Origin of the sequence: Mesorhizobium sp. (assembly GCF_041661565.1) — a bacterium.
Lineage (GTDB): Bacteria > Pseudomonadota > Alphaproteobacteria > Rhizobiales > Rhizobiaceae > Mesorhizobium.
In genome coordinates this window covers 1-20415 of record NZ_JBAZUD010000002.1, presented here as the reverse complement: position 1 = coordinate 20415, position 20415 = coordinate 1, and the positions used below count along the sequence as shown (strand labels likewise).

The window sequence follows — 20415 nt, the reverse complement described above, 5'->3', positions numbered from 1 at the left end:
ATCTGTCTTGCGACGGAGGCCAGCGTGAGCACCACCCGCGAGCAGCAGAGCTTTCCGACCCGCAACTATCCCTATGAGGTGGCGTCGCTCCGCGCGGCGCCGGCGGACATCGCCGTGGCGCAAGCGGTCGAGAAAAACGTCCTCTATCGGCGGGTCGCCGGGCTGGACGTCATGCCGCGCCCGATGACCGCCGAGGAATTGCTGGAGCTTGACGACCCGCTCGGCCGTCTGCTGCGGTCAGGCAAGCCTTTTCCGCTCACGCTGCGCGCGCTTCTTGCGGCGGTCGACGCGCTGGCCGGTACTTCGGATGCCTTGCCGCAGCAGCTTGTCTTCCTGGTCGCCGACGGCGGCTATATTCCGTGGACGCCCGAGACCGATCGGCTGAGACGCGGCTTCCGCTTCGCGATCGCCCGCGGGGCCAATGATTTTCCGCTCCTGATTTCGGCCAGCACATTGATCGAGTCCGATATCGACCAGGCCTTTCTGCAGATCATCGGCTGGGACGCGACCCACGGCGTGTTCAATTTCTACGAGAGGCGGGCGGGAACGTTCTTCTGGGCCGGCATGTCGGAACACGCCTTGCGCGACCAGACACGCGGGCAGAAGGGACCGTTCGACAGCCATGTCAACGGCGCCCCGGTGATGAAGGAGTTGCGCCCGCCCTGGGTGAATTGGCATTCGACCCAGGCCGGCATCAACGCCGATGCATTCGCGCCGGACGACAGCCTGCGCACCGAACCGCTGTTTCTGGCACGCGTGTCGGCTGAGCGCCTCGAACGCGAGGTCGTGCGCCCCGGAATCGCGCGCTGGAACCAGATACGTGTGGCCGGGGCCATGGCATCCGACGGCACCTGGGAGCATGTCGACTGGTTCATGCGGCAGGTGGTGACCGAGACGACGGTCAATCTGGTCACCGCCGACCTTGCCAGCCATATCCTCACCGACGAAACGCCCCTCGGCTTGCCGCTGTCGTTCTTCCTCAACCGCGATGTGCTGTTCGATACGCTGTCTCTCGTCCCCGCGAACCCCGACGTCGCCAGGATTGTCATCCCCGGAAGACTCTACCGTGACTGCCTACGGCGCTACGATGTCCATCGCTTCGACGGCGAAATGCGTGTCGAAGGTGACACGCATTTCGCCTTCCTCGTCCCCGAAGCCGCCTTCGAAGATACCAACCTGATCGACCAGATGGTGCTGAAAGGCCTCGCCAGCGCACGCCTGATCGCCGCGATCTCGATGACGGACTTCGCCAATCCGGTGTTTTCCGGCCGCCGCGCCGCGCTGCTGAAATATATGCCGGCCAGCGTGCATGCCGCCGACCACGCCGTGGAACTGGAGACACGCCTCGTCGCGGCGGTCGAGGGCGCCGTGGCGGCAGGCGGTGAGGCGGCGTCGGCCGACAGCCCGGAACGCGAATTCCTGGCGAACTGGGCGACGGCCGACTTCGCCAATGCCTTTGCGGCGAGGATCGGCGATTATCTCGCCGCAGTGCAGTCGGGCATGGCTGATCCGCAGGTCGTGGACGGCTGGTTCCGCCTGGCCGAATACCGGCGGCGACGTTTTCGCAGCCGTCCTCTCGCCGAATTCCGCCTGACCACGCCGTGCACAAACATACCGGAAGGTGCACCCGCCATGCGCATGACCGTCGCCGGCCGGGCCGAGACGATTGCATCCTTCCAAGCACCTTCCGCCTGAACGCCGCAATTGATTTCCTGGGAGACAAACCGCCATGCTTCGCTTCGATCCGCCCGGCGACCTCGACGACCTCGACGACGCACAGAAACAGGGCTGGAGCGCCCAGGTCTCGGCCTGGTTCGATGCGGCCCGCGCCGGAGCGCCCGGTGAGAATGACGGGCCGCGCCTGCAGTTCTTCAATCCGCTGGTCGATCCGCCGGCGGGAGATGCGACGGTCGCGACCATCGCCTGGAACGCGTTTCCGCGCCAGGTGCGCAGCAGCTCGCTCAGTGAAGTCCAGCGCTGGAGGCGGGCCGACGCCAGCCGTCACGTTCAGGACGAATACTGCGAGTGGAGCGTCAGCCGCGATCCGGCAACCGGCAAGATCGTCCGCGTCACCTTCACCTGCGAGCCGCCCGAATACTGGAGTGAGCTGGCGCTGGTGAATCCCGAAAAGGTGCTGGCTCTCTACCGCCAGTTCGTCTCGCCGCAGGTCCAGCTCGAGGATCTGTTCGTTGCCGGCACCTATGTTCCGGAAAACCGCTACAACAGCACCACCACCAACGGTGCCATGCACCTGATCCAGCAGGCAAACACGCTCGCTGCCGAAATCGGGCTCGCTGCCGCGGCGACCATCCGGCGGCTGAGAGACGGGCAGGAAATCACCGACGCGCAGGCCTTGATCCGCTGTTCGCTCTACGGCTCCGCCGGGCGCAACAGCGATCCCTTCATTGGCGAGCAGGTCAATGCGCTGGCAAGGCAACGCGCCGACATCACCCTTAATAACCCGGTCGGCCTGTACTTCCACGAATTCAATCCGGTGGGCTGGACGACGCCGGACAATGCGGATCCGCGCACCTTCTGGAATTATGTCCGCGGCAGTGAAGGACACTTCGTGCGGGCCGTCTTCGAGGTGCCGGCCGGGCGCGGCTACACTGTCGGCGACATCATGGTAGCCGGCCGGCGCATCGACTTCGGCGGCCAGATCGCCGACTTCGTGACGATGAAGCTGGAGGGCTTGGCGACCCGTCTCGGCCAGAGCACCGTCGCGCCTGTCGCCGGGTGTCGGGTCAAGCCGCCCAGTGCTGTCGCCGCGGCCGTGCCGCTGGCGCCGGCGGCGATTCCCGCTGCCCTCGGCAACCGCGCGCCGGCGACGCTGCCGGGTCCGGCAGCCGTGCGCTCGTCCGATCCCGAGCCGGCCGCCGATGCGCGGATGGAGGCCTTGCTTGCTAGGCTGCCGGCGGTGCTTCGCGACGAACGGGAGGAAGACGACGGCGACGCCGTTCCTGCCGCGCTGATCCCTTACCCGAGGCTGCCGCCGGAGCATTTCGCCACCCGGTCGGTTTCCGGCCGCATCATGGCGTTCGCCTCTCCCGATTCGACCTACGCGGTCACCCGGAAGCTGATCGAAAGCGCCCGGCATTCCATCGTCATCGGCATATACGACTTCAGTGCCTCCTACATGAAGGAGCATCTCAAGAAGGCGATGCGGCGGGGCGCGTCGGTTTCCCTGATGCTGGATACCAATGCGGACGACGACCCCAACCTGTTCACGGAACTCAGCATGCTCGGCGCCAATTGCGTGAAGGCGCCGTCGCAAAGCGCCGGCAATCCGAACCATTATTTCGGCAACGCCCACGAGAAGATCATCGTCGTCGACGGCGAGATCGTCATGATCCAGAGTGGCAACTGGTCGGAAAACAGCATCCCGTTCAACGAGGGCGACGGCGTCGTCGTCGGCAGCTTCGAGCCGGGCAACCGTGACATGGGCGTTGCGGTGCAGTCGACCGAACTCGCCAGGCTGTTCTCGGACCTCGTTGCGCGCGACATGCGCCTTGCGCTTGGTGAACCGCCAGATCTGCCGCCCGCGATCGTGCCGGCGGCGGTCGATGGCGCCGCGGCGAGCGGGATGTTCTTCGAAGCCGCCCCGAGCGAAATGCCGCAACGGCTGTTCTCCAGCTTGACGATCACGCCCTCCGCACCGGTCGCGGTGACGCCGCTGGTGACGCCGGAAAATTTCCACGGCGCCGTCCGCTCATTCCTGCGCACGGCACGCCGCAGCATCCGTATCGAGCAGCAGTATATACGTGGCGGTCAAGCGGCCGTCGAAGAACTGCTCGGCGCGATCGGGGAGGCTCGTGCCGACAATCCAGGCCTGATTGTAAAGATCATCGTTTCGCCCAAATACCTGTTTGGCGAGAAGAAACAGAAGTTCGAAAAGGCCATGCGGGACTTCGGCTTCGAGTTCGATGAGAATTACCGCTATCTGTCGCTGCGACACTTCGTGCATTGCCACAACAAGCTGGTCGTCGTCGACGACGAGAAGGTGCTGGTCGGATCGCAGAACTGGTCGACGACGGGCCTGATGTCCAACCGCGAAACGAGCATGCTGATCGAGCATGCCGGACTTGCCGCCTACTTCGCCGAAATCTTCGACTCGGATTGGCAGTCGAGCGAGCCCGTCGAAACGCCCGACGAGATCGTCGCGCGGTCACTGGAGGGGTTGCGCAACTCCGCCGATTTCGCGGCCGGCGGCGTCGTGGTGTCTTCAACCGCTGACTACCGGGATACCTGACCGGGGCGGAGACTGCCGCCGTCCCAGGAGTGATGAACGTGATGTGACGTCACGGAAGCGGCCGCTTTCGAAACAGTCCGACAATTGCAATGGAGATTCCCATGAGCGTGAAAGATCTGGCTTTGGCAAAGCTCTCAGCGATCAAGCCTTTGGAAGGGGTCTTCCCGACGGCGAGCGGACAGACCGGCGCGGTCCGAGAACAGTGGCGTGGTGTGGCCAGAAGCATGCGCGCACGAGACATGACGGTGGCTGAAGTCGATTCACGCGCCGCACTGGGCTCCGAACTGTCTGCGGCCGACGTGGTGGAATCCGCCGTGCCGACACTTTCCGGATCGATCGAAACCGATGAACAGCTGGCAGGCTTCGCCGAGGCCGGCATCGGTTTCTTCCATGGGTCCGACAGCTATTCGCAAATGCCGCTGGCCCAGCGGCGGGACGCCGGAGGCAATGGCTCGGTATCCCGAGTGATGCTGGAGGGATCCAGAATTCTGCTTGAGCCGGAGCGGCTCATTCTGCGCTTTGAAGCAGGCGTCAAGGCCCCCGAGCGAAAGCGGATCTTCAAGAGATACGGACTGCTGCTCGTCGGTTCGGACGGATTGCCGCCCGACACCTATCGCCTGGCCAACACCCAGGGCTTTGCCACCGAGGTCGCCGCGGAACTGATGCAGGAAGGCGTCGTCGTTTTTGCCGAGCCTGATTTCATCGAGCACATCGGAACACGCTATGTGCCTGGCGATCCCAGCTATCCCCAGCAATGGCACCATCCCCGCATCGGCTGCCCGAACGCGTGGGACGTAACCAAAGGAGAAGGCGTCCGCATCGCCATAATCGACAACGGCTTTGACAAAGGTCATCCAGATCTGGCTTTCGGCACCTTGTCCGGCTGGTACCGCCAAACCGCGGATTTCGCCGATGCGGACTTCACACGGGGCACGGCCAGCATGCCTGACCAAAATCACGGCACCGCCTGCGCGGGTATGATAGCGGCAAAAGAAGGCAACGGCATTGGAGGCTGTGGCGTAGCGTTCGGCAGCGAACTTAACATGATCGCGTGTATGGGCGATCAGGTCGGAACGCAAAGTACGCTCGCACGCGCAATTGCTTACGCTGCCCAGCCTTCCCTGGAACCGGGAGGCGTGGCTGGCCAGCTTGGTGCTGACGTTATCTCGTGCTCGCTCGGACCCAACACGGCACTTTGGACGCTTCGACAAGTTTTATCGGACGCCATCGACTTCGCCGCAACGCAAGGCCGCCAAGGCAAAGGGGTCGCGATTTTCTGGGCATGCACCAACGGCAATTTCCCCATCAGCTCGGATCAGGTCTGTTCGCATCCGAGCGTCTGTGCAGTTGGACGCTCGACATCGGCGGATTCCGACAATGGCTCGGGCTTTGGTCCGGAGTTGGAGTTTCTGGCGCCGGGAGTACAGGTCCTTATTCCAGCCAGTGGGGGCGGCTACGCTGCAACGACCGGGACAAGTTTCGCTGCACCTTGCGCAACCGGCGTCGCAGCGCTCGCCCTTTCGCAAAATCTTGCGCTGACAAGCACCCAGCTTCGAGATCTTATCCGATCGACATGTGACAAAATTGGGCCACTAAACTATGTTAATGGTAGGAATCCAAGGTTTGGATATGGGAGAGTGAATGCTGAGAAAGCTGTCGCAGCCGCGCCGGCAATCGTCTAGCATCATTCCGACCCAACACAGGATGATGATGACAGACAAAGAGACTTTGGCTGAAAAGCTTGACGACCTTAAACGGGTCGAAGGTGTGTCTGCTGTCCCGCCTGGACCGCCGGGAACAGTTGAAAACGGTCCAGGCCGAGCGCCGCAAGCGGTGTTGATGCTGCCACGTGACGATGTCGACAACTTCACCAGAGCGGGTTGGGCATTTGTCGAGTCGACATCGAGGGTGAACCAAACCGGCGCAAGGCCGGTTTTCAAGGACAGCGACGGTCACCTCAAGATCGACAGCGGCAATTTGAATGTGCGGTTCGCCGGAGAGGCCTCTGTTCCCGAAATTGAGAGTCTTCTGAAAGACCACGGTCTTTTGATCAGGCGGCAACTGGGCTTTGCACCAAATCTCTACACTGTCGGTCCAAGTCAGGCCGATGCCGTCACGGATTCGGTCGAGATCGCCAAGTTGCTGACGACATCCCAGAAGGTTGAATACGCTGAACCCGTGCTAATCGAGGCACTTGGTGGGCGTAACCTAGCTCGATAACGCTTCTGCCGTCGCCGCGATGATAGACCTCCAGGTACCGCTCTAACACATGGCAGTCGTTCCCTGATTCATTTCGGAAGCGCTCCCGGTTTGATGTCATTGGTAAGCGCACGAACTATTTCACATTCGACATCACGTGTTGTCAGCGCCTTCGTGAACTCCAAGTTGAGGTGCGAGGCGGTTCGCGCCGGGCCTTTGCAGTACCTCGCCGCATCCGACGCGACCCTCCGAGTTGCAAAGGGCGGGATACGACGTTCGCGGTTTTGGATCGGATCGTGTCCCGCGGCGTGGTGTAGTTGGCGGCATTGGTCGCCGTGCTCTCCGGCATGGGCCGGGCTGATCAGCGCGCCACGGCTGGCAGGCTTATCAGGGGATCATCGCTTATCTGGCTGATCGTTTCCAGGGTCATGTATCTGGCCCGCTGCACCGCCCATTCATCGTTCTGTTCGAGCAGGATTGCGCCGACGAGGCGCACGATCGCATCGTCGTTCGGGAAGATTCCGACGACCTCGGTGCGCCGGCGATCTTAACCTGCATCAGGGGCCCGCAAGGAGACGAAGCCGACGCCGCGGGACAGAAAACTCAAATCCTGTCCCCGCAACCAGTTCTATCATAAATCAATTACCGTCCCGGTCTAACCGGGGCGGTTTTTGCGTTTAAGGCCGGGGCGGAAACTCTGCCTGAGCCCGCCTATCCAAACGAAGAGGAAATGAAACGGAGCATGGCTTCACGACTTAAGCCGACAGTCGGCGTATCCTTGCCTGACGCTACTCGCGCCAGAGACCGCAGAGGAGATATTCTAGAGTGCTAAAGCCTTTTGATGAGAGCGCTCGGGAGTTGGACGCGCTTTTTTCCGTGGAACTTCGTTCGAATGGTTTTGACCTAATTGTGGAATCCCGTGGCGGATCTGACCACGGGCCGAATGCGGCTCGAAATAGCGAGTATGCGCCGGCGTTGGAGCTGCATTTGGCCAGAATGGGTGCGCTGGGCATGGTGCTTGACGACCTGCAGGTAGCCAGCAGCATAGCCATGAAACTGCCAGAGCTGGATCGTAGGGTGAGTCTCGACAGGTTCCCACTGCCCCTTGCCCTATCATCTGCAACAGATGTGCGGGAACTGCGTCATTCGATCGGACGTGCCTCCGCGGCATTTGGCCGGACGGACGGCAGCGACCGGGGCAATCGGACAAAGCGCATGCGGCTGCGCATGCAGTGGCACGGCGCAGCTGGAATGACGGTAAACGCCATTGAGCGGGTGCTCTGGCGACCGACAACCCCGGCGACGGACGAACAACCCACTGATGATCCTCACGAGCTTCAGAAACGGGTAGCGCAGGCAACGGCCCGCATACGGGCGGCGGCAGAGCGCGGAACCGTTCAGCCACCAGCAGGCCAGCCCGCACCGCCGAAAGCCAGCGGCAGACTGTCTCGTTTCGTCCGCGACCCAAACGTCATCGCATGGGTGCTGAATGAAGCGGATGGACATTGTGAAATCTGCAGCGACACTGCGCCTTTCCTCGGTGCTGGTGGGGAACCCTTTCTCGAGGTACATCACGTCCGCCCTCTGGGAGAAGGCGGACCCGATACGGTGGACAATGCCGCTGCTTGCTGCCCGAACTGCCACCGGCAGCTCCATCATGATCCGAACAGGGAAACGCTTCGCCAAAATGCGATCGCGTCGATAACACGTCTCAGGGACTATCCTCTGATGGCAGCGGCCGGTGCGGTGACTTCAGCCGCAGCGGTGATCCGGTAATCATTCGGTTCGCAGACCGCTTCAACCACCGGCAACGCAATATTGGCCACGGCCAATGCCCTGCTGGAGGCGTTCCCGATTTTCCCGGATACTGCGGCCCGCCATAGCGCCCCTTCCGAAAAGGAGTAAAAAACGGGGCATCACCTTGTCATGAAAAATTGGTCGACATTCAATTTCATAAGACCACTCGGGCGGTTTTGTCGTTTCAAGGCTTGGATACGACGGATTGCGCCAACAGCCGGCATTCTGTACCAAGGGTGTGGACGGCTCCTATGGCCGCGAACTGACGGTCAGCGTCTAGCTTGAACTGATCAACAAGCGGACGTTCCATTGGCGCCCCTAGGTGGCAGATCGGCAGCACCCGCACTCTCAGCCAAAAGATTCAAGCCAAAGACTCGCCCTTGGGCCTCCTGCGTGTCACCTGTCCGAATTAGTCGGACTAACCGCTCGGCCGTTTCCCGCGCACGCACCCTCGACTGGACAGTGCATTCCCAAGCTACGATCACCCGCCATCCAAGTTCGTCAAGCCGGGCTGCTACTCGGTCGTCCCTGGCGACGTTTCGGTCAAACTTCTCTTGCCAGAAGGATGTGTTGGACTTCGGGGTCGTGGCGATGCTGCACCCTGGATGCCGATGCCAGAAACACCCGTGAACAAAGACGATTGCGCGATGTCGAGGAAAGACGAGATCTGGCTTCCCGGGCAACCTCTTGTTGTCTAGCGTGAATCGTAGCCCGAGCCTGTGTAGCTCGCGGCGCAAGATCAGTTCTGGCGACGTGTTCGACGAACGTATCTGCGCCATTCTCTTGGACCGCTCATCTGGCGATAGGAAGTCCACCATTATTCTGTCCGCTATTTGTCGGCTAACAGCTCGTAGAACGGCAAGCCACGCACGATGTGCCCGGGGGAATCAAATGATTTATAGAGACACTGGTGGTTCGCCAACCCCTTCACTCGCTCGGCGATTTCCGCAGCCGTACTTGAGAGACCCAGGGCGGACAACTCCGAGACGGTGACATTGGGTACCTTGTGCACGAACCAAGTGAGCAGCGGCTCCCGGTAGTCGGTCGCGTTCACCTTGAAATGACGGAGATACTGCGAGGCCAGAATAACACCGCACCCAAACTCGCGCCCCTGAAGCAGCAATTTTCGCAGCACGTCGAACTCGTACCGCATGATGTTGTCCGCCTCATCGACCAGAAGGTACGAGTCGATGGCTCGCAGCTGGGGATCGCTACCCAAAAATGGCCGCTTGGGGGTTTTTAACATGTTCTCATAGAACATGTTAAGCATCACCGCCACGAGCATGTTCTTGCTGCGATCGTCCTGTCCGAAGGCGTCGAGCGACACCACTACAACACCGTTTAGGAAGCGGTCGAAGGGCATGCACTTGGCGGGGTCTCGCTCGAAGACTTCCATATCTACAAGGTCGTCGATAATTGCCATCGGCGAGTCAGATTTGCCTTCCAGCAGGTCGGAATAGGCCGCGTGGACATCGTAGATAGTGGGAGCGGTCCCGGCCGACGACTCGTAGGCGGTACGGACAGCACGCTTGAGCTTGTCGCGCTGGACTGGGCCGATACCCGAATAGATCTTATCCAGGACATCGGCAAAGAACCTGAAACGATCGAGCCACGGCGCGATTGAATCCTCCATGTTGCTCACGTCGAAAAGATTCAGTGGGAGCCGCTGTGGCTTCACGACAAGCGCGCCGGTGGCTGCAACAAAGTCCGGGCTGCTGTAATCCTTCTTGTAGTCGAAAATCAACAATCGGGGCCGGATGCCTCGGTTAGCTGGGGCAGACGATGCGATCTGATGCACAAGCGACTTCAGCAATTGAGTCTTCCCGGTGCCGAGGTCACCGACAACGCCAATGTTGAGCTGATTCAATCTTGTGTCGGACAGGGAAAGCGAGAGCTCTCGCTTCTCGAAGCCATCAACCGTTGTTCCAATTCTCAGGTGAATACCGCGTTCGACAGGCTCAACCAAGTCCCCGCCCGTCGCCTTGGTATCGAGGCCACGCCCCTCAGGACCGCGCGAACTAATCGGGTCTTCGCCAACGCCGTCGCTTGATAGACTGGGGTCTAGGTCGGGCCCTTTATGCGCTAAGGCGGTCTGCGGCGAAGCATTTGCGGAGATTTGCCCCGCAACCAGCGGGTCCTCGTGTGCCCGCGCCGAAAGTTCCCAGTCGCCGACTTTCGCCCGAACACTGTCGTAAAGCGACTGTGCATCTAGGCCGACAATGCGGCCAGCATCGCCGATCCCGATGACAATTGTCTCTTCGAAGCCATCGCCATCCCGGTCGACGGCATCGCTCATCGGCGAGTCGTCGACAACAATTAACCGCCCCCGCATATCGACTGTGACGCAACTGCTGTCTGTGAGGATCGAAGAGGCAATGCGCTCGTGAAGGGCGGACCAATTTGCACCGGATCCCGCAAGGTCTTCATGCTGGCTGTAGACGCGCATCGCAAAGCCGATGACTGAGAGGAGCAAATGCTGGTAGGTTAGCCGCCAAGCAGAGAGCTTGCCCTCATGGGCTGCAAGTCTGGCGAGCAGGTTGGAAAGCGACTTAGCCTGGCCTAGCGCTTCTCGAGCGTCGCCGATCGGAAAGACCGTTCCCAACCTGCACTTGACCTCGACGGGCGTGAGGTGGACACGTGCGCCGCTTGGACTGAGCGTAATGCCCACCACCAACAAGTCTGGTCGCGAGAAGCCTCCCTCCAACCGATCCCGATTCAGCGCACGCGAAAGGTCGTCAAGGTAGCCGCGGAATGGGTCGACTGGCACGACAAGAGCGATGGAAGGTTCATCAACTATGAGGATTTCGATTTGCGGCTCGTGTCGGCGATGGCGCGACCGCCGCCGGGAAGCGGCGGGTTTGATGCGGCCTGACCGCTTCGCCTTTCAGCCATGCGGTATTGTCGGCTCGTCGCGCGGCCGGACGCGACCCGTTCGGCGTCGATGATCACGATGGACGTGCGTGGCCTCCGTTGCCGGAGGTTGAGTGCCTGCGGCTGAAGGCTGGAGCATGCCATGCCTGCTGATAAAGAGCTCTCCCGGTTCGTCGCCGTTGTGTCCGGCCGTCCACGCGATTGCTTCCACTGCGACGTGCGGGCTTTTCTGAAGCAAGCCTTTAGCGGATAGGCCTCTATCAGCGAAGGAGGTCAAGTTGGGGCTAAACCCTGACTATCCTATGGTGGCGCCGAACTATGCAGCACAACGATCAGCCCTCGCGAATTCCAGTGGGCTCGGTCGCAAGACCGTCGCCAAACGTGAAAAAAAGTCCGCACGTCAGAAGGCTTAATCTCGTTCACCCAGGGGCGAAGCTTATTGGCAGGATGGCCGCTGCGATTGCTAGCCTCGATATCCAACATGAGCGCGCCGACGACATTACGCCTCATCATTGTCTTTCGTTGCACGAAACGGAGGAATGCGAGACTATTTGCTCGCAAAACGACCCTGTCGACGGCCCACCAAGCGAGAGAGTTGGGCGCGGCTCACCGGCGTTGCCGCGGTTTAAGCCGTCAGTGGTTTCGTTGGCACGAATTGGTGTCCTTGACGTGGAATGTTGGATTTTCTCTGGACGAATTTGAAGCCATCTGAGGCGAGCATTGCGCGTGAAACGAGCTGAGTTGTTCTATCGCGCCCGATGAGTCATCAAGCTTTCCTATTAGGAATAGATCTTGACATCCCGCCGTTCGAACTGTCCATTTGATGCCGGGGCGGCGAGGGCGGACAGGGGTAGACCGGCGCGTGGATAGACAGTCGAGTCGAGTGCTGTTGAGGACAGCGGGGCTGACAAAGGCCTTCCGCGGGCTGGTTGCCCTTCGCGATCATTCAATAGAACTGAACGAAGGCGAGATCGTCGGCGTCATCGGGCCGAATGGTTCGGGCAAGAGCACGCTCTTCAACCTCATCACCGGGTTTACCCAGCCAAACTCAGGCCGCATCGAAATGAAGGGGCTGTCCATCGCCGGGATGCGCACGTCGCAGATCGTTGCGATGGGCATTGCACGCACCTTCCAGGGATCGCGTCTGTTCGGCAGCCTCAGCGTCGCGCAGAACGTTCTGGCCGCGGCGCAGCTTCGTCATCCTGTCCGCACCGTCGATACGGTCATTCGCGGCCGGCGCTATCGCGAGCGGGTAGCCGCGACACGACAGAAAGCCGATGAATTGCTTGACCTCATGGGGCTGACGGGACAGGCCGGCAGGACCGCCGCGGATCTCCCCTACGGCGATCAACGGCGCCTGGAAATCGCGCGCGCATTGGCCACCGGCCCGGAACTGCTGCTTCTTGACGAACCTGCCGCGGGGCTCGATTCCAATGAGACCAAGATGCTGGCAGCGCTGATCCGGACGATCCGCGACCGCTATGGCGTGACCGTCGTCGTCGTGGAGCACGACATGGATCTGATCATGACGCTGTGCGAGCGCATCCAGGTTCTGGCCGCTGGTGAGGTCATCTGCGTCGGCACCCCGGAACAGGTGCGCGAACACCCGAAAGTGCGGGAGGCGTATCTTGGACATGCCTAGCGCGCCCCTGCTTCAGGTCGAGGATCTCCAAGTCAATTTTGGCGCGGTGCGGGCGCTGAAGAGTATCTCGCTCGATGTGCATGCAGGCGAAGTCGTGGCGCTGGTGGGTGCCAACGGCGCTGGAAAGAGCACCACGTTGCGCACCATTTCCGGCCTGTCCCGGCCACGTGGCGGCAGGATCAGCTTTGACGGCAAATCGATCGCTGGCATGGCACCGTCGAAGATCGTCCGGCTGGGAGTTGCTCAATGTCCGGAAGGGAGGCGCCTGTTCGGCGGGCTGACGGTGGCCGACAATCTGCGGCTCGGCGCCTGCACGCGCACCGACAAGGACGCAGTCGCCAGCGATAGCGAGCGGATGTTCGGGTTGTTCCCTATACTAAAACAGCGGCTGAAGCAGCTGGCGGGCACGCTTTCCGGCGGCGAGCAGCAACAGCTTGCCCTGGCCCGGGCATTGATGGCAGCGCCAAGACTTCTGCTGCTTGACGAGCCATCGCTCGGCGTCGCGCCGCTCCTGGTGCGGCACATCTTCAGCGCGCTGGCGGAGCTGAAGCTTCAGGGCATGACGATGCTGCTGGTCGAGCAGAACATCAAGCTTGCCCTGGATCTGGCCGACCGCGCCTATGTGCTGCGCACTGGTCAGGTAGCCCTTTCGGGCCTGTCGGCGGAACTGCGCGACAGCGAGCGCGTGGCGCAGGCATATCTCGGGGCGGCGACATGACCCAGCTGGACTATATCCTGCAGCAGATTGTCAACGCGGTGAGCCTGGGCAGCCTTTACGCCCTCGTCGCGGTGGGTCTCTCGATCGTCTTCGGCGTCCTCAAGCTGACCAATTTCGCGCATGGCGACGTGATGATGGTCGGCGCCTTCGGGGTCGCGCTGCTGGTCGGGGTCGGGGTTCCTTTCCCGGTCGCAGTAATCTGCGGTATCGCAGCGGCCGCCGTCGCCGGCTTCCTCATCGAGCGTATCGCTTACCGTCCGATCCGCGACGCCCCGGACGTGTCACGCCTGCTGACCAGCCTTGCCGTCACCTACATCATCGAGAATGTCGGCATTCTGGTTTTCACGTCGTCGCCGCGCAACTTCCCGCTTCCAGCCTTTCTCAATACGTCATGGGAACTGTCGAGCGGCGCCATCACCTTCACCAGCATCAACCTCCTGACCATTGCGTTGACTTTCGTGTCGCTGCTCCTGCTCGGCTGGTTCATCACCCGCACCACGACCGGCCTCGGCATGCGGGCGGCGGCTGAGGACATGTCGGCGGCGCAGCTTGTCGGGCTCGACGTCAACCGGCTGATAATCGTCGCCTTCATCGTCGCTTCCGCCTATGCCGGCCTCGCCGGCATCCTTTGGGCTGCGCAAGCCGGCGTCGTGCAGCCGCAGATGGGCTTCACGCCGCTTCTAAAGGCCTTCGTTGCGGCGATCATCGGCGGCTTCGGGTCGATAGCCGGCGCGCTGGTGGGCGGCTACATTCTCGGCGCATTGGAGATCTTCATCGTGGCGTTCCTGCCGAGCAGCATCTCGTCCTATCGTGACGCCATCGTCTTCGCCGTGCTGATCGCCTTCCTTCTGGTCCGGCCGGGCGGGCTGCTGCAGCCAAACCGGGAGATCAAGCTGTGAGCCGGGAAACGCGGATCACGCTCTGCGTCCTCTCCGCTTTGGTGGCCGGGGCTGTGGTCGCTTTCGGTGCGCCGCATGTACTCAGCGACTATTTCGTTCGTATCACCCTGTTGATCGCGCTGAATGCGATCCTGGTCCTGTCGCTATCGCTCAGCAACGGCTTCACCGGAGTGTTTTCGCTCGGCCATGTCGGCTTCATCGGCGCCGGTGCGTATATTTCGGGAATCCTGTCGATCCCGGTGCAGCAGAAGATGGCGCTGCTGCCGCATCTCCCAGCTTTCCTGCATGCTTTCAGCCTGCCTTTCCTGCCGGCCACGCTGGTGGCGGGCGTTTTGACCGCGTTGCTCGCGGTGGTCGTCGGTTATCCGCTGATGCGCCTGTCAGGCTATTTCGTATCAGTGGCCACGATGGGCTTCCTGATCATTGTCAATGTGGTGCTGATCAACGCTTCGGACTTTACCCGCGGCGCCCGCACCTTTACCGGCGTGCCGCTGGAAACCACACTGCCATGGGTATTCGGCTGGCTGGCGATCACGCTGTTCGTTCTGGCGCGGCTGGTCTATTCGCCCTTTGGCCGCGCGATGAAGTCGGTGCGCGACGATACCATCGCGGCCAGCGCCGTCGGCATCGGCGTGTTGCGAACCCGGTTGATCGCGTTCGTTATCGGCGCTTTTTTCGCGGGCGTCGGAGGGTCGCTCTACGCGCACTACCTCGGCTCGTTCTCGCCCAATACGTTTTATTTCTCGCTGACGATGAGCCTCATAACCATGCTGGTGCTGGGCGGGATGGGCTCGCTGTCTGGGGCTTTGGTCGGTGTCATCTGCGTTTCGCTCCTGTCAGAGGTTCTGCGCTCGGTCGAGCGTGGTTTCACGATCGGCGAGTTCGCGGTCCCGGCTCTCTTTGGCGCCAGTCAGATCGTGCTCGGCTTCATCTTCATTCTAATCATGATCTTCCGGCCGAAGGGGATCATGGGGGAACGCGAATTCACGTTCGGGTTAACTCAAAGATCGGCAGTGGTGAACCAGACAGAGGAACGAAAACGATGATCAAACTCACTCGACGCGGTACCATTGGCCTGGGCCTGGGCGCACTTTTCGCCATCGCCTCAGCCAGCACGGCTCTCGCCGCCGACACGATCAAGATCGGCTATCCCGCAAACCTGACCGGAATCCAGGCGTCGCTCGACGGCCCCATGCTGAACGGCGCCAAGTTGGCGGCCAGCGAGATCAACGCCGCAGGCGGCGTGCTGGGCAAGCAGATCGAACTGGTAACTTACGATTCCAAGAGCGATTCGACGACCATCTCCACCGTTGCCAGCCAACTGATCGACAGCGACAAGGTCGTCGGGATCGTCGGCTTCGCCGATTCCGATTCGGTGCTGGCCATCGGGCCGCAAGTTCAGACGGCGCAGATCCCATTCATCACGCCCGGCGCGACATCGCCCAAACTGCCCAGTCAGCTCGGCAACGAGATCTTCCTCGCCGCCTTCGGCGACAACGTCCAAGCCGCTGTCGGCGCCGAATTCGCGCTTAACAAGCTGAACGGCAAGACCGCCTATCTGCTGACCGACATCGGCACCGAATATACGACGTTGCTGTCAGACTATTTCGTCACCGCCTATGAGCATGGCGGCGGAAAAATCCTCGAGCGCGACACTTACAAGATCGGCGACAAGACCTTCACCGCCCAGATCGCAAAGCTGAAGGCGCTATCGCCCCAGCCCGACTTCATCTACGCCTCGTCGAATGCCGAGGAGATCGGCCTGATCTTGAAGCAGCTGCGCCAGGCAGGCATAAACCTGCCGGTCGTCGGCGGCGACGGCTATGACACGCCGCTGCTGCTCCAGGTCGGCGGCGACGCGGCCAAGGATACCTATTTCACGACCCATGCCTATATCGGCGAGGGCGCTAGCCCGAAGGTTCAGGCCTTTATCGACGCCTATACGAAATCGGTCGGCAACGCTCCGGAGAATGCCTTCGCTGCGCTGGGCTACGATTCGATCAAGCTGATGGCTGACGCGATCAAGCGCGCCGGCGCACCCGATCCGGCCAAAATTCGTGACGCACTTGCCGCCACGTCCGGCCTGGACGGCGTTACGGGCACGATCACTTACCGACCTGGCGTTTCGGTTCCGGACAAGTCGGTTTCCGTCATCGGCGTCAAGGATGGCAAGCTGATGCTCGCCAGCGAAGCAGCGCCCAGCTTCGTCGCGGAGCCGTGATCTTGTCCGGCCAGGGCTCGCTTTGGGACATCTACGGGTCGCGGCTATCAGCCGCGACCTTCACCGATCTGACGCATGCCTTCCACCCCGGGCAGCCGAAATTCCCGAGCTTCCCGGACGAGCAGCGCAATACGGTGCTCGACCATTCGAAAGGCGACTCGTTTCAGGTCCACCATTATGCCTTCGTCGGCCAATGGGGTACGCATGTCGACCCGCCGGTGCATTTCATCGATGGGGGGCGCACGATCGACGAGCTGCCGGTTTCGGAGATGCTCCTGCCGCTGGTCATTCTCGACATCAGCGAGAGGGTCGCTGCCGATCCGGATGCAACGCCGACACTCGACGACATCGCCGCCTGGGAGGGCCGAAACGGCCGCATCCCGGAGAATTGCTTTGTTGCGCTGCGCACCGGCTGGTGGCCGCGCTGGCCGGACATTGCAAAGTTCCAGAACAAGTCAGCGGACGGCGTCTCGCATACGCCGGGCTGGTCGAAGCCTGTGCTGGAAGAACTCATCGAGCATCGCGGCATCACCGCCATCGGTCACGAGGGCATCGACACCGACCCCGGCCTCGCCACGTCGGCTGGCGATGGCAGCCTGGAATATTACGTGCTCTCGCGCGATTGTTGGCAAATCGAGCTGCTCGCCAATCTCGACAAGCTGCCAGAAGCGGGAGCGCTGATCGTCGCAAGCTGGCCGAAGCCGAAGGGTGGATCGGGTTTTCCGGCGCGCGCTTTCGCGATTCACGAGGCGGCCAGCTAAGCTTGAGGATGGCCGGCGGCAGCGGCTCGCGGGCCGCTGTCGCCGATATCGGGGAGGAATGAGAGATGGATATAGACACAGTTCGCGATTCCTTTCCGGCGATGGCGAAAGGCGCAAAGCCGGCGAACTGGATCTTCTTCGACAATCCGGCGGGAACCCAGATGGCGGGCCGGTCGATCGAGCGCATGACGCGCGCCATGATCGACACCAACGCCAATCTCGGCGGCTATTTCGAAACGTCGGTCGCGGCGCAGGCCATGGTCGACGACGCCCATCAGGCGATGGCGGATTTCTTGAACGCCGCCGATCGGCGCGAGGTCATTTTCGGCCAGAACATGACGACGCTGACCTTCGCCATGTCGCGCGCCATCGGTCGCGATCTGAAGGCGGGCGACGCGATCGTGCTGACGCGCATGGACCACGACGCCAACGTCGCGCCGTGGCTCATGCTGGCCGAGGACCGTGGGCTGGAGGTGCGCTGGATCGATCTCGATCCGAAAACGTTCGAGCTCGACCTGTCGACGCTGGAGGTCACCATTGACGACAAGGTCAAGCTGGTCGCCGTCGGCTATGCCAGCAACGTTACCGGCACGATCAACGACGTCAAGCGGATCGCGCAGCGCGCACGCGCGGTCGGGGCGCTGAGCTATATCGATGCGGTGCAGTTCGCGCCGCATCGGGTGATAGACGTCCAAGATCTCGGCTGCGATTTCCTGGTCTGTTCGGCCTACAAATTCTTCGGGCCCCATCATGGCGTGTTGTGGGGACGGATTGATCTCCTGCAGGCGCTGACTGCCTACAAAGTGCGAGCGGCCTCGAACACGCCGCCAGGGAAATTCGAGACGGGGACAACGAGCCGCGAGGCGCTCGCTGGGGTGCTCGGCGCGGTCGAGCACTATGCCTGGCTTGGGCAGTCCTTTGGCAATATCCATCCCGACGCGACGCGCCGCGAGCGCATCGTGGCGGGGATCGAGGTCGCCGATCGCTACGAACGCGGCTTGACGGCGCGGCTGATTGCCGGACTATCCAAGATCGATGGTGTCACCATTCAAGGCATTGTTGATCCGGGTGCGCAGGCCCGCCGCGTCCCGACCGTGTCGGTGACAATCGATGGCGTCGATCCTGCCGACGTCGCCAGAGCGATGGCGAAGGAAGGAATCTTTCTCTGGCACGGGCACAATTACGGGCTGGAGCCGATCAGGCGGCTCGGGCTTGCCGAGCGCAATGGCGTCGTGCGCATCGGACTTGCGCATTACAACACCGAAGCGGAAGTCGATTTCCTCCTGGCGACGCTAACGAAATGGCTGAATTCACGGACCTGATGTGGGCGACGGCATGAAAGCACCGAAGATCGGCGTGAAGCTGCGCCACGCAAGGCAGGTGCTCGGTCTCAGTCTGGAGGAACTCGGCGCCCGCATCGGGCTGACCGAAGGTTATCTGTCCAAGATCGAAAACGACCGGGCAACACCTTCGATGGCTGCGCTGCACCGGCTGGTGCAGGCGCTGGGCATCAATATGAACGCGATGTTTGGTACCCTTCAGCACGACGCCTCGGAAGTCTTCGTGTTGCGCCGCAATGATCGTCAGCGCATGGAGACGGGACACCGGCGATCAGGAAACCACGTCGTGCTCGAACAGCTCGTGCCGTCCGGTCCCGAATATCTGCTGCAGATCAATATCCATGTGATCGAGGCCGGCGGCGGTAGTCTTGAGCTGATCAGCCACAAGGGCCAGGAATTCGGCTATGTGCTCGAAGGGTCGCTTGAGTTGCTCGTCGAGACAAATGTGGTGGCGCTCGAGGCCGGCGACGTGTTCTATTTCAACTCCGAACTTGGCCACGGCTATCGCAACAGCGGTTCGGCAACGGTGCGAATCCTCTGGGTAAATACACCGCCCACATTCTAAAGCGGCGTTATCGATCCCGTATGAGTCCACTATCCAACAACCTGTTGAATTTATTCAGGTGGCGTCTGAGGCGGCAGCACATCAATCGATTATGCGCTGGATGTTGGCGGCCTTACCGTGATCGCGGCCAACACCTGCATTTCAGCCCAGTTCCAGAGTGCCGACGGCAAAGACCCGCTCGACGGCAATCGTTGGAAGCGGGCCATAGTACATTCGCGAGGTTTCGAAACCCGGTGATATGCCGCGCTCGACCAAGTCGCTTGCCAACCCGACCTGGGCCTCGGGTACGTCAATGTAAATCGAGCCTATGCAGCGGTTCGTCAGAGCCGAGAATATGGCTTTCGCAGTGTCGAGGTCGGTTGCAGAAAGCGGGCCGATCTTGAAACCTTCGCGGCATTGACGGGCGACGCCGTAGCCGCGGACGGAGGTGCCGTCCATGTCCACCAACGCGATGTGCGGTGGGGCTGTCCAGCGTTGGAGGAAGGCTGGCCGAGCGGCGGGAAAGCAGGTGCGATCGAAGGCTTCGATCCAAGGCACAAGCTCCGGTGTTACAGTTTTGAGGCTTGTCGGCGATGCCGCGGGTGGCTTCGGGGCGACGTGGCCGCTGAAGCGGACGGTGCGATATGCGGGCGCGAAGCCCATGCTGCGATAATTGGCCTGTTGGGCCGGGACACCGTCGAGGCCGATCGTTCTGTCACCCAGCAGCGCCATGCCAGCGTCCCATACTGATTTGCCAATGCCTTTGCCGCGCATGTCCGGGCGGCAAATGTAGAGGCCGATGAATCCGAAGTTGGCGTCGTAAGCGACGGCGGACATGCCGGCGACCATTTGGCCCTCGACGAAGGCGCCGATGAAGCCATCCGGGCCGGCGGCCTGAAAGGCGGCGGCGTCGTGCAGGCCTGGATTCCACCCTTCGTCCGCAGCCCAGTTGATGAGCGTCTCGATTTCAGCAAGCGACAGGGTCCGGATCATCGAATCATTTTGTGGCATCAGGCGGCGCTATGTCCAGGCGCAAAGCTCGCGAGTGTGACAACAAATTGCTTTTCGGACGGAGACCGAAGTAACGAAACGGAAGGCAGTTTTTCACCCGGATGCGCTCCCCGCCGTCCCACTTCGCTTTGATCCCCCATGAGCTTCGGCAAACGTTCTTGTT

17 protein-coding genes and 1 pseudogene are annotated in these 20415 nt (G+C 61.5%); 14 read left to right on the top strand and 4 right to left on the bottom strand.

Annotation, left to right across the window (positions count from 1 at the left end):
• The first annotated feature begins 24 nt into the window (after positions 1-24).
• From WC739_RS00595 to WC739_RS00580, 4 genes are all read left to right on the top strand, one after another.
• Complete coding sequence (locus WC739_RS00595; RefSeq protein ID WP_372951056.1) at positions 25-1695, top strand: hypothetical protein; 1671 nt, start codon at positions 25-27, stop codon at positions 1693-1695.
• A 34-nt stretch (positions 1696-1729) separates the two neighbouring features.
• Positions 1730-4249 (top strand): phosphatidylserine/phosphatidylglycerophosphate/cardiolipin synthase family protein, encoded by a 2520-nt coding sequence (locus WC739_RS00590; RefSeq protein ID WP_372951055.1) that lies wholly within the window; start codon positions 1730-1732, stop codon positions 4247-4249.
• Positions 4250-4350: 101 nt separating this feature from the next.
• A complete protein-coding gene (locus WC739_RS00585) occupies positions 4351-5931 on the top strand; it encodes a S8 family serine peptidase (RefSeq protein ID WP_372951054.1) in 1581 nt (526 codons plus the stop codon).
• Complete coding sequence (locus WC739_RS00580) at positions 5891-6469, top strand: hypothetical protein (RefSeq protein ID WP_372951053.1); 579 nt, start codon at positions 5891-5893, stop codon at positions 6467-6469. Before WC739_RS00585 ends, WC739_RS00580 begins: the two co-directional genes overlap by 41 nt.
• 340 nt (positions 6470-6809) lie before the next feature.
• On the opposite strand, the pseudogene WC739_RS00575 reads toward WC739_RS00580, so the two are convergent.
• A pseudogene (locus tag WC739_RS00575) lies at positions 6810-6992 on the bottom strand (transposase); the annotation flags it as partial.
• A 281-nt stretch (positions 6993-7273) separates the two neighbouring features.
• Here WC739_RS00575 and WC739_RS00570 point away from each other — a divergent pair.
• Positions 7274-8224 (top strand): HNH endonuclease, encoded by a 951-nt coding sequence (locus tag WC739_RS00570; RefSeq protein WP_372951052.1) that lies wholly within the window; start codon positions 7274-7276, stop codon positions 8222-8224.
• A 311-nt stretch (positions 8225-8535) separates the two neighbouring features.
• On the opposite strand, the gene WC739_RS00565 is transcribed toward WC739_RS00570, so the two are convergent.
• Positions 8536-9063 (bottom strand): very short patch repair endonuclease, encoded by a 528-nt coding sequence (locus WC739_RS00565; protein ID WP_372951051.1) that lies wholly within the window; start codon positions 9061-9063, stop codon positions 8536-8538.
• Positions 9064-9074: 11 nt separating this feature from the next.
• Positions 9075-10913: a helicase HerA domain-containing protein gene (locus WC739_RS00560; protein ID WP_372951050.1), complete on the bottom strand. Its 1839-nt coding sequence runs from the start codon at positions 10911-10913 to the stop codon at positions 9075-9077.
• 481 nt (positions 10914-11394) lie between these two features.
• Between WC739_RS00560 and WC739_RS00555 the strand changes: the two genes are divergently transcribed.
• From WC739_RS00555 to WC739_RS00515, 9 genes are all read left to right on the top strand, one after another.
• Entirely contained in the window at positions 11395-11529 is a 135-nt protein-coding gene (locus WC739_RS00555; protein ID WP_372951049.1) for a MucR family transcriptional regulator, read from the top strand.
• A 410-nt stretch (positions 11530-11939) separates the two neighbouring features.
• The gene (locus WC739_RS00550) at positions 11940-12758 is read left to right on the top strand and encodes an ABC transporter ATP-binding protein (RefSeq protein WP_372951048.1); all 819 of its coding nucleotides are present in this window, start codon (positions 11940-11942) and stop codon (positions 12756-12758) included.
• Complete coding sequence (locus WC739_RS00545) at positions 12751-13476, top strand: ABC transporter ATP-binding protein (RefSeq protein ID WP_372951047.1); 726 nt, start codon at positions 12751-12753, stop codon at positions 13474-13476. Before WC739_RS00550 ends, WC739_RS00545 begins: the two co-directional genes overlap by 8 nt.
• The gene (locus WC739_RS00540) at positions 13473-14375 is read left to right on the top strand and encodes a branched-chain amino acid ABC transporter permease (protein WP_372951046.1); all 903 of its coding nucleotides are present in this window, start codon (positions 13473-13475) and stop codon (positions 14373-14375) included. Before WC739_RS00545 ends, WC739_RS00540 begins: the two co-directional genes overlap by 4 nt.
• Positions 14372-15421 (top strand): branched-chain amino acid ABC transporter permease, encoded by a 1050-nt coding sequence (locus tag WC739_RS00535; RefSeq protein ID WP_372951045.1) that lies wholly within the window; start codon positions 14372-14374, stop codon positions 15419-15421. The genes WC739_RS00540 and WC739_RS00535 overlap by 4 nt, the downstream gene beginning before the upstream one ends.
• Positions 15418-16596 carry an ABC transporter substrate-binding protein gene (locus tag WC739_RS00530; RefSeq protein ID WP_224663450.1) on the top strand — a complete coding sequence of 393 codons (1179 nt, stop codon included), beginning with the start codon at positions 15418-15420 and terminating at the stop codon, positions 16594-16596. Before WC739_RS00535 ends, WC739_RS00530 begins: the two co-directional genes overlap by 4 nt.
• Before the next feature lie 2 nt (positions 16597-16598).
• Positions 16599-17357 carry a cyclase family protein gene (locus WC739_RS00525; protein WP_372951044.1) on the top strand — a complete coding sequence of 253 codons (759 nt, stop codon included), beginning with the start codon at positions 16599-16601 and terminating at the stop codon, positions 17355-17357.
• Between the two features lie 65 nt (positions 17358-17422).
• A complete protein-coding gene (locus WC739_RS00520; protein ID WP_372951043.1) occupies positions 17423-18679 on the top strand; it encodes a cysteine desulfurase-like protein in 1257 nt (418 codons plus the stop codon).
• Positions 18680-18692: 13 nt separating this feature from the next.
• Positions 18693-19262, top strand: coding sequence for a cupin domain-containing protein (locus tag WC739_RS00515; RefSeq protein ID WP_372951042.1), 570 nt, complete (start codon positions 18693-18695; stop codon positions 19260-19262).
• A 141-nt stretch (positions 19263-19403) separates the two neighbouring features.
• On the opposite strand, the gene WC739_RS00510 is transcribed toward WC739_RS00515, so the two are convergent.
• Positions 19404-20234: a GNAT family N-acetyltransferase gene (locus tag WC739_RS00510; RefSeq protein ID WP_372951041.1), complete on the bottom strand. Its 831-nt coding sequence runs from the start codon at positions 20232-20234 to the stop codon at positions 19404-19406.
• Positions 20235-20415: the final 181 nt, after the last annotated feature.

Bases quoted from the DNA above. Each gene is read 5' to 3' on its own strand.
- WC739_RS00590 (WP_372951055.1), top strand. From the start codon at position 1,730: ATGCTTCGCTTCGATCCGCCCGGCGACCTCGACGACCTCGACGACGCA.
- WC739_RS00520 (WP_372951043.1), top strand. From the start codon at position 17,423: ATGGATATAGACACAGTTCGCGATTCCTTTCCGGCGATGGCGAAAGGC.
- WC739_RS00540 (WP_372951046.1), top strand. From the start codon at position 13,473: ATGACCCAGCTGGACTATATCCTGCAGCAGATTGTCAACGCGGTGAGC.
- WC739_RS00585 (WP_372951054.1), top strand. From the start codon at position 4,351: ATGAGCGTGAAAGATCTGGCTTTGGCAAAGCTCTCAGCGATCAAGCCT.
- WC739_RS00515 (WP_372951042.1), top strand. From the start codon at position 18,693: ATGAAAGCACCGAAGATCGGCGTGAAGCTGCGCCACGCAAGGCAGGTG.
- WC739_RS00565 (WP_372951051.1), bottom strand. From the start codon at position 9,063: ATGGTGGACTTCCTATCGCCAGATGAGCGGTCCAAGAGAATGGCGCAG.
- WC739_RS00510 (WP_372951041.1), bottom strand. From the start codon at position 20,234: ATGATCCGGACCCTGTCGCTTGCTGAAATCGAGACGCTCATCAACTGG.
- WC739_RS00530 (WP_224663450.1), top strand. From the start codon at position 15,418: ATGATCAAACTCACTCGACGCGGTACCATTGGCCTGGGCCTGGGCGCA.
- WC739_RS00545 (WP_372951047.1), top strand. From the start codon at position 12,751: ATGCCTAGCGCGCCCCTGCTTCAGGTCGAGGATCTCCAAGTCAATTTT.
- WC739_RS00580 (WP_372951053.1), top strand. From the start codon at position 5,891: ATGCTGAGAAAGCTGTCGCAGCCGCGCCGGCAATCGTCTAGCATCATT.
- WC739_RS00550 (WP_372951048.1), top strand. From the start codon at position 11,940: ATGCCGGGGCGGCGAGGGCGGACAGGGGTAGACCGGCGCGTGGATAGA.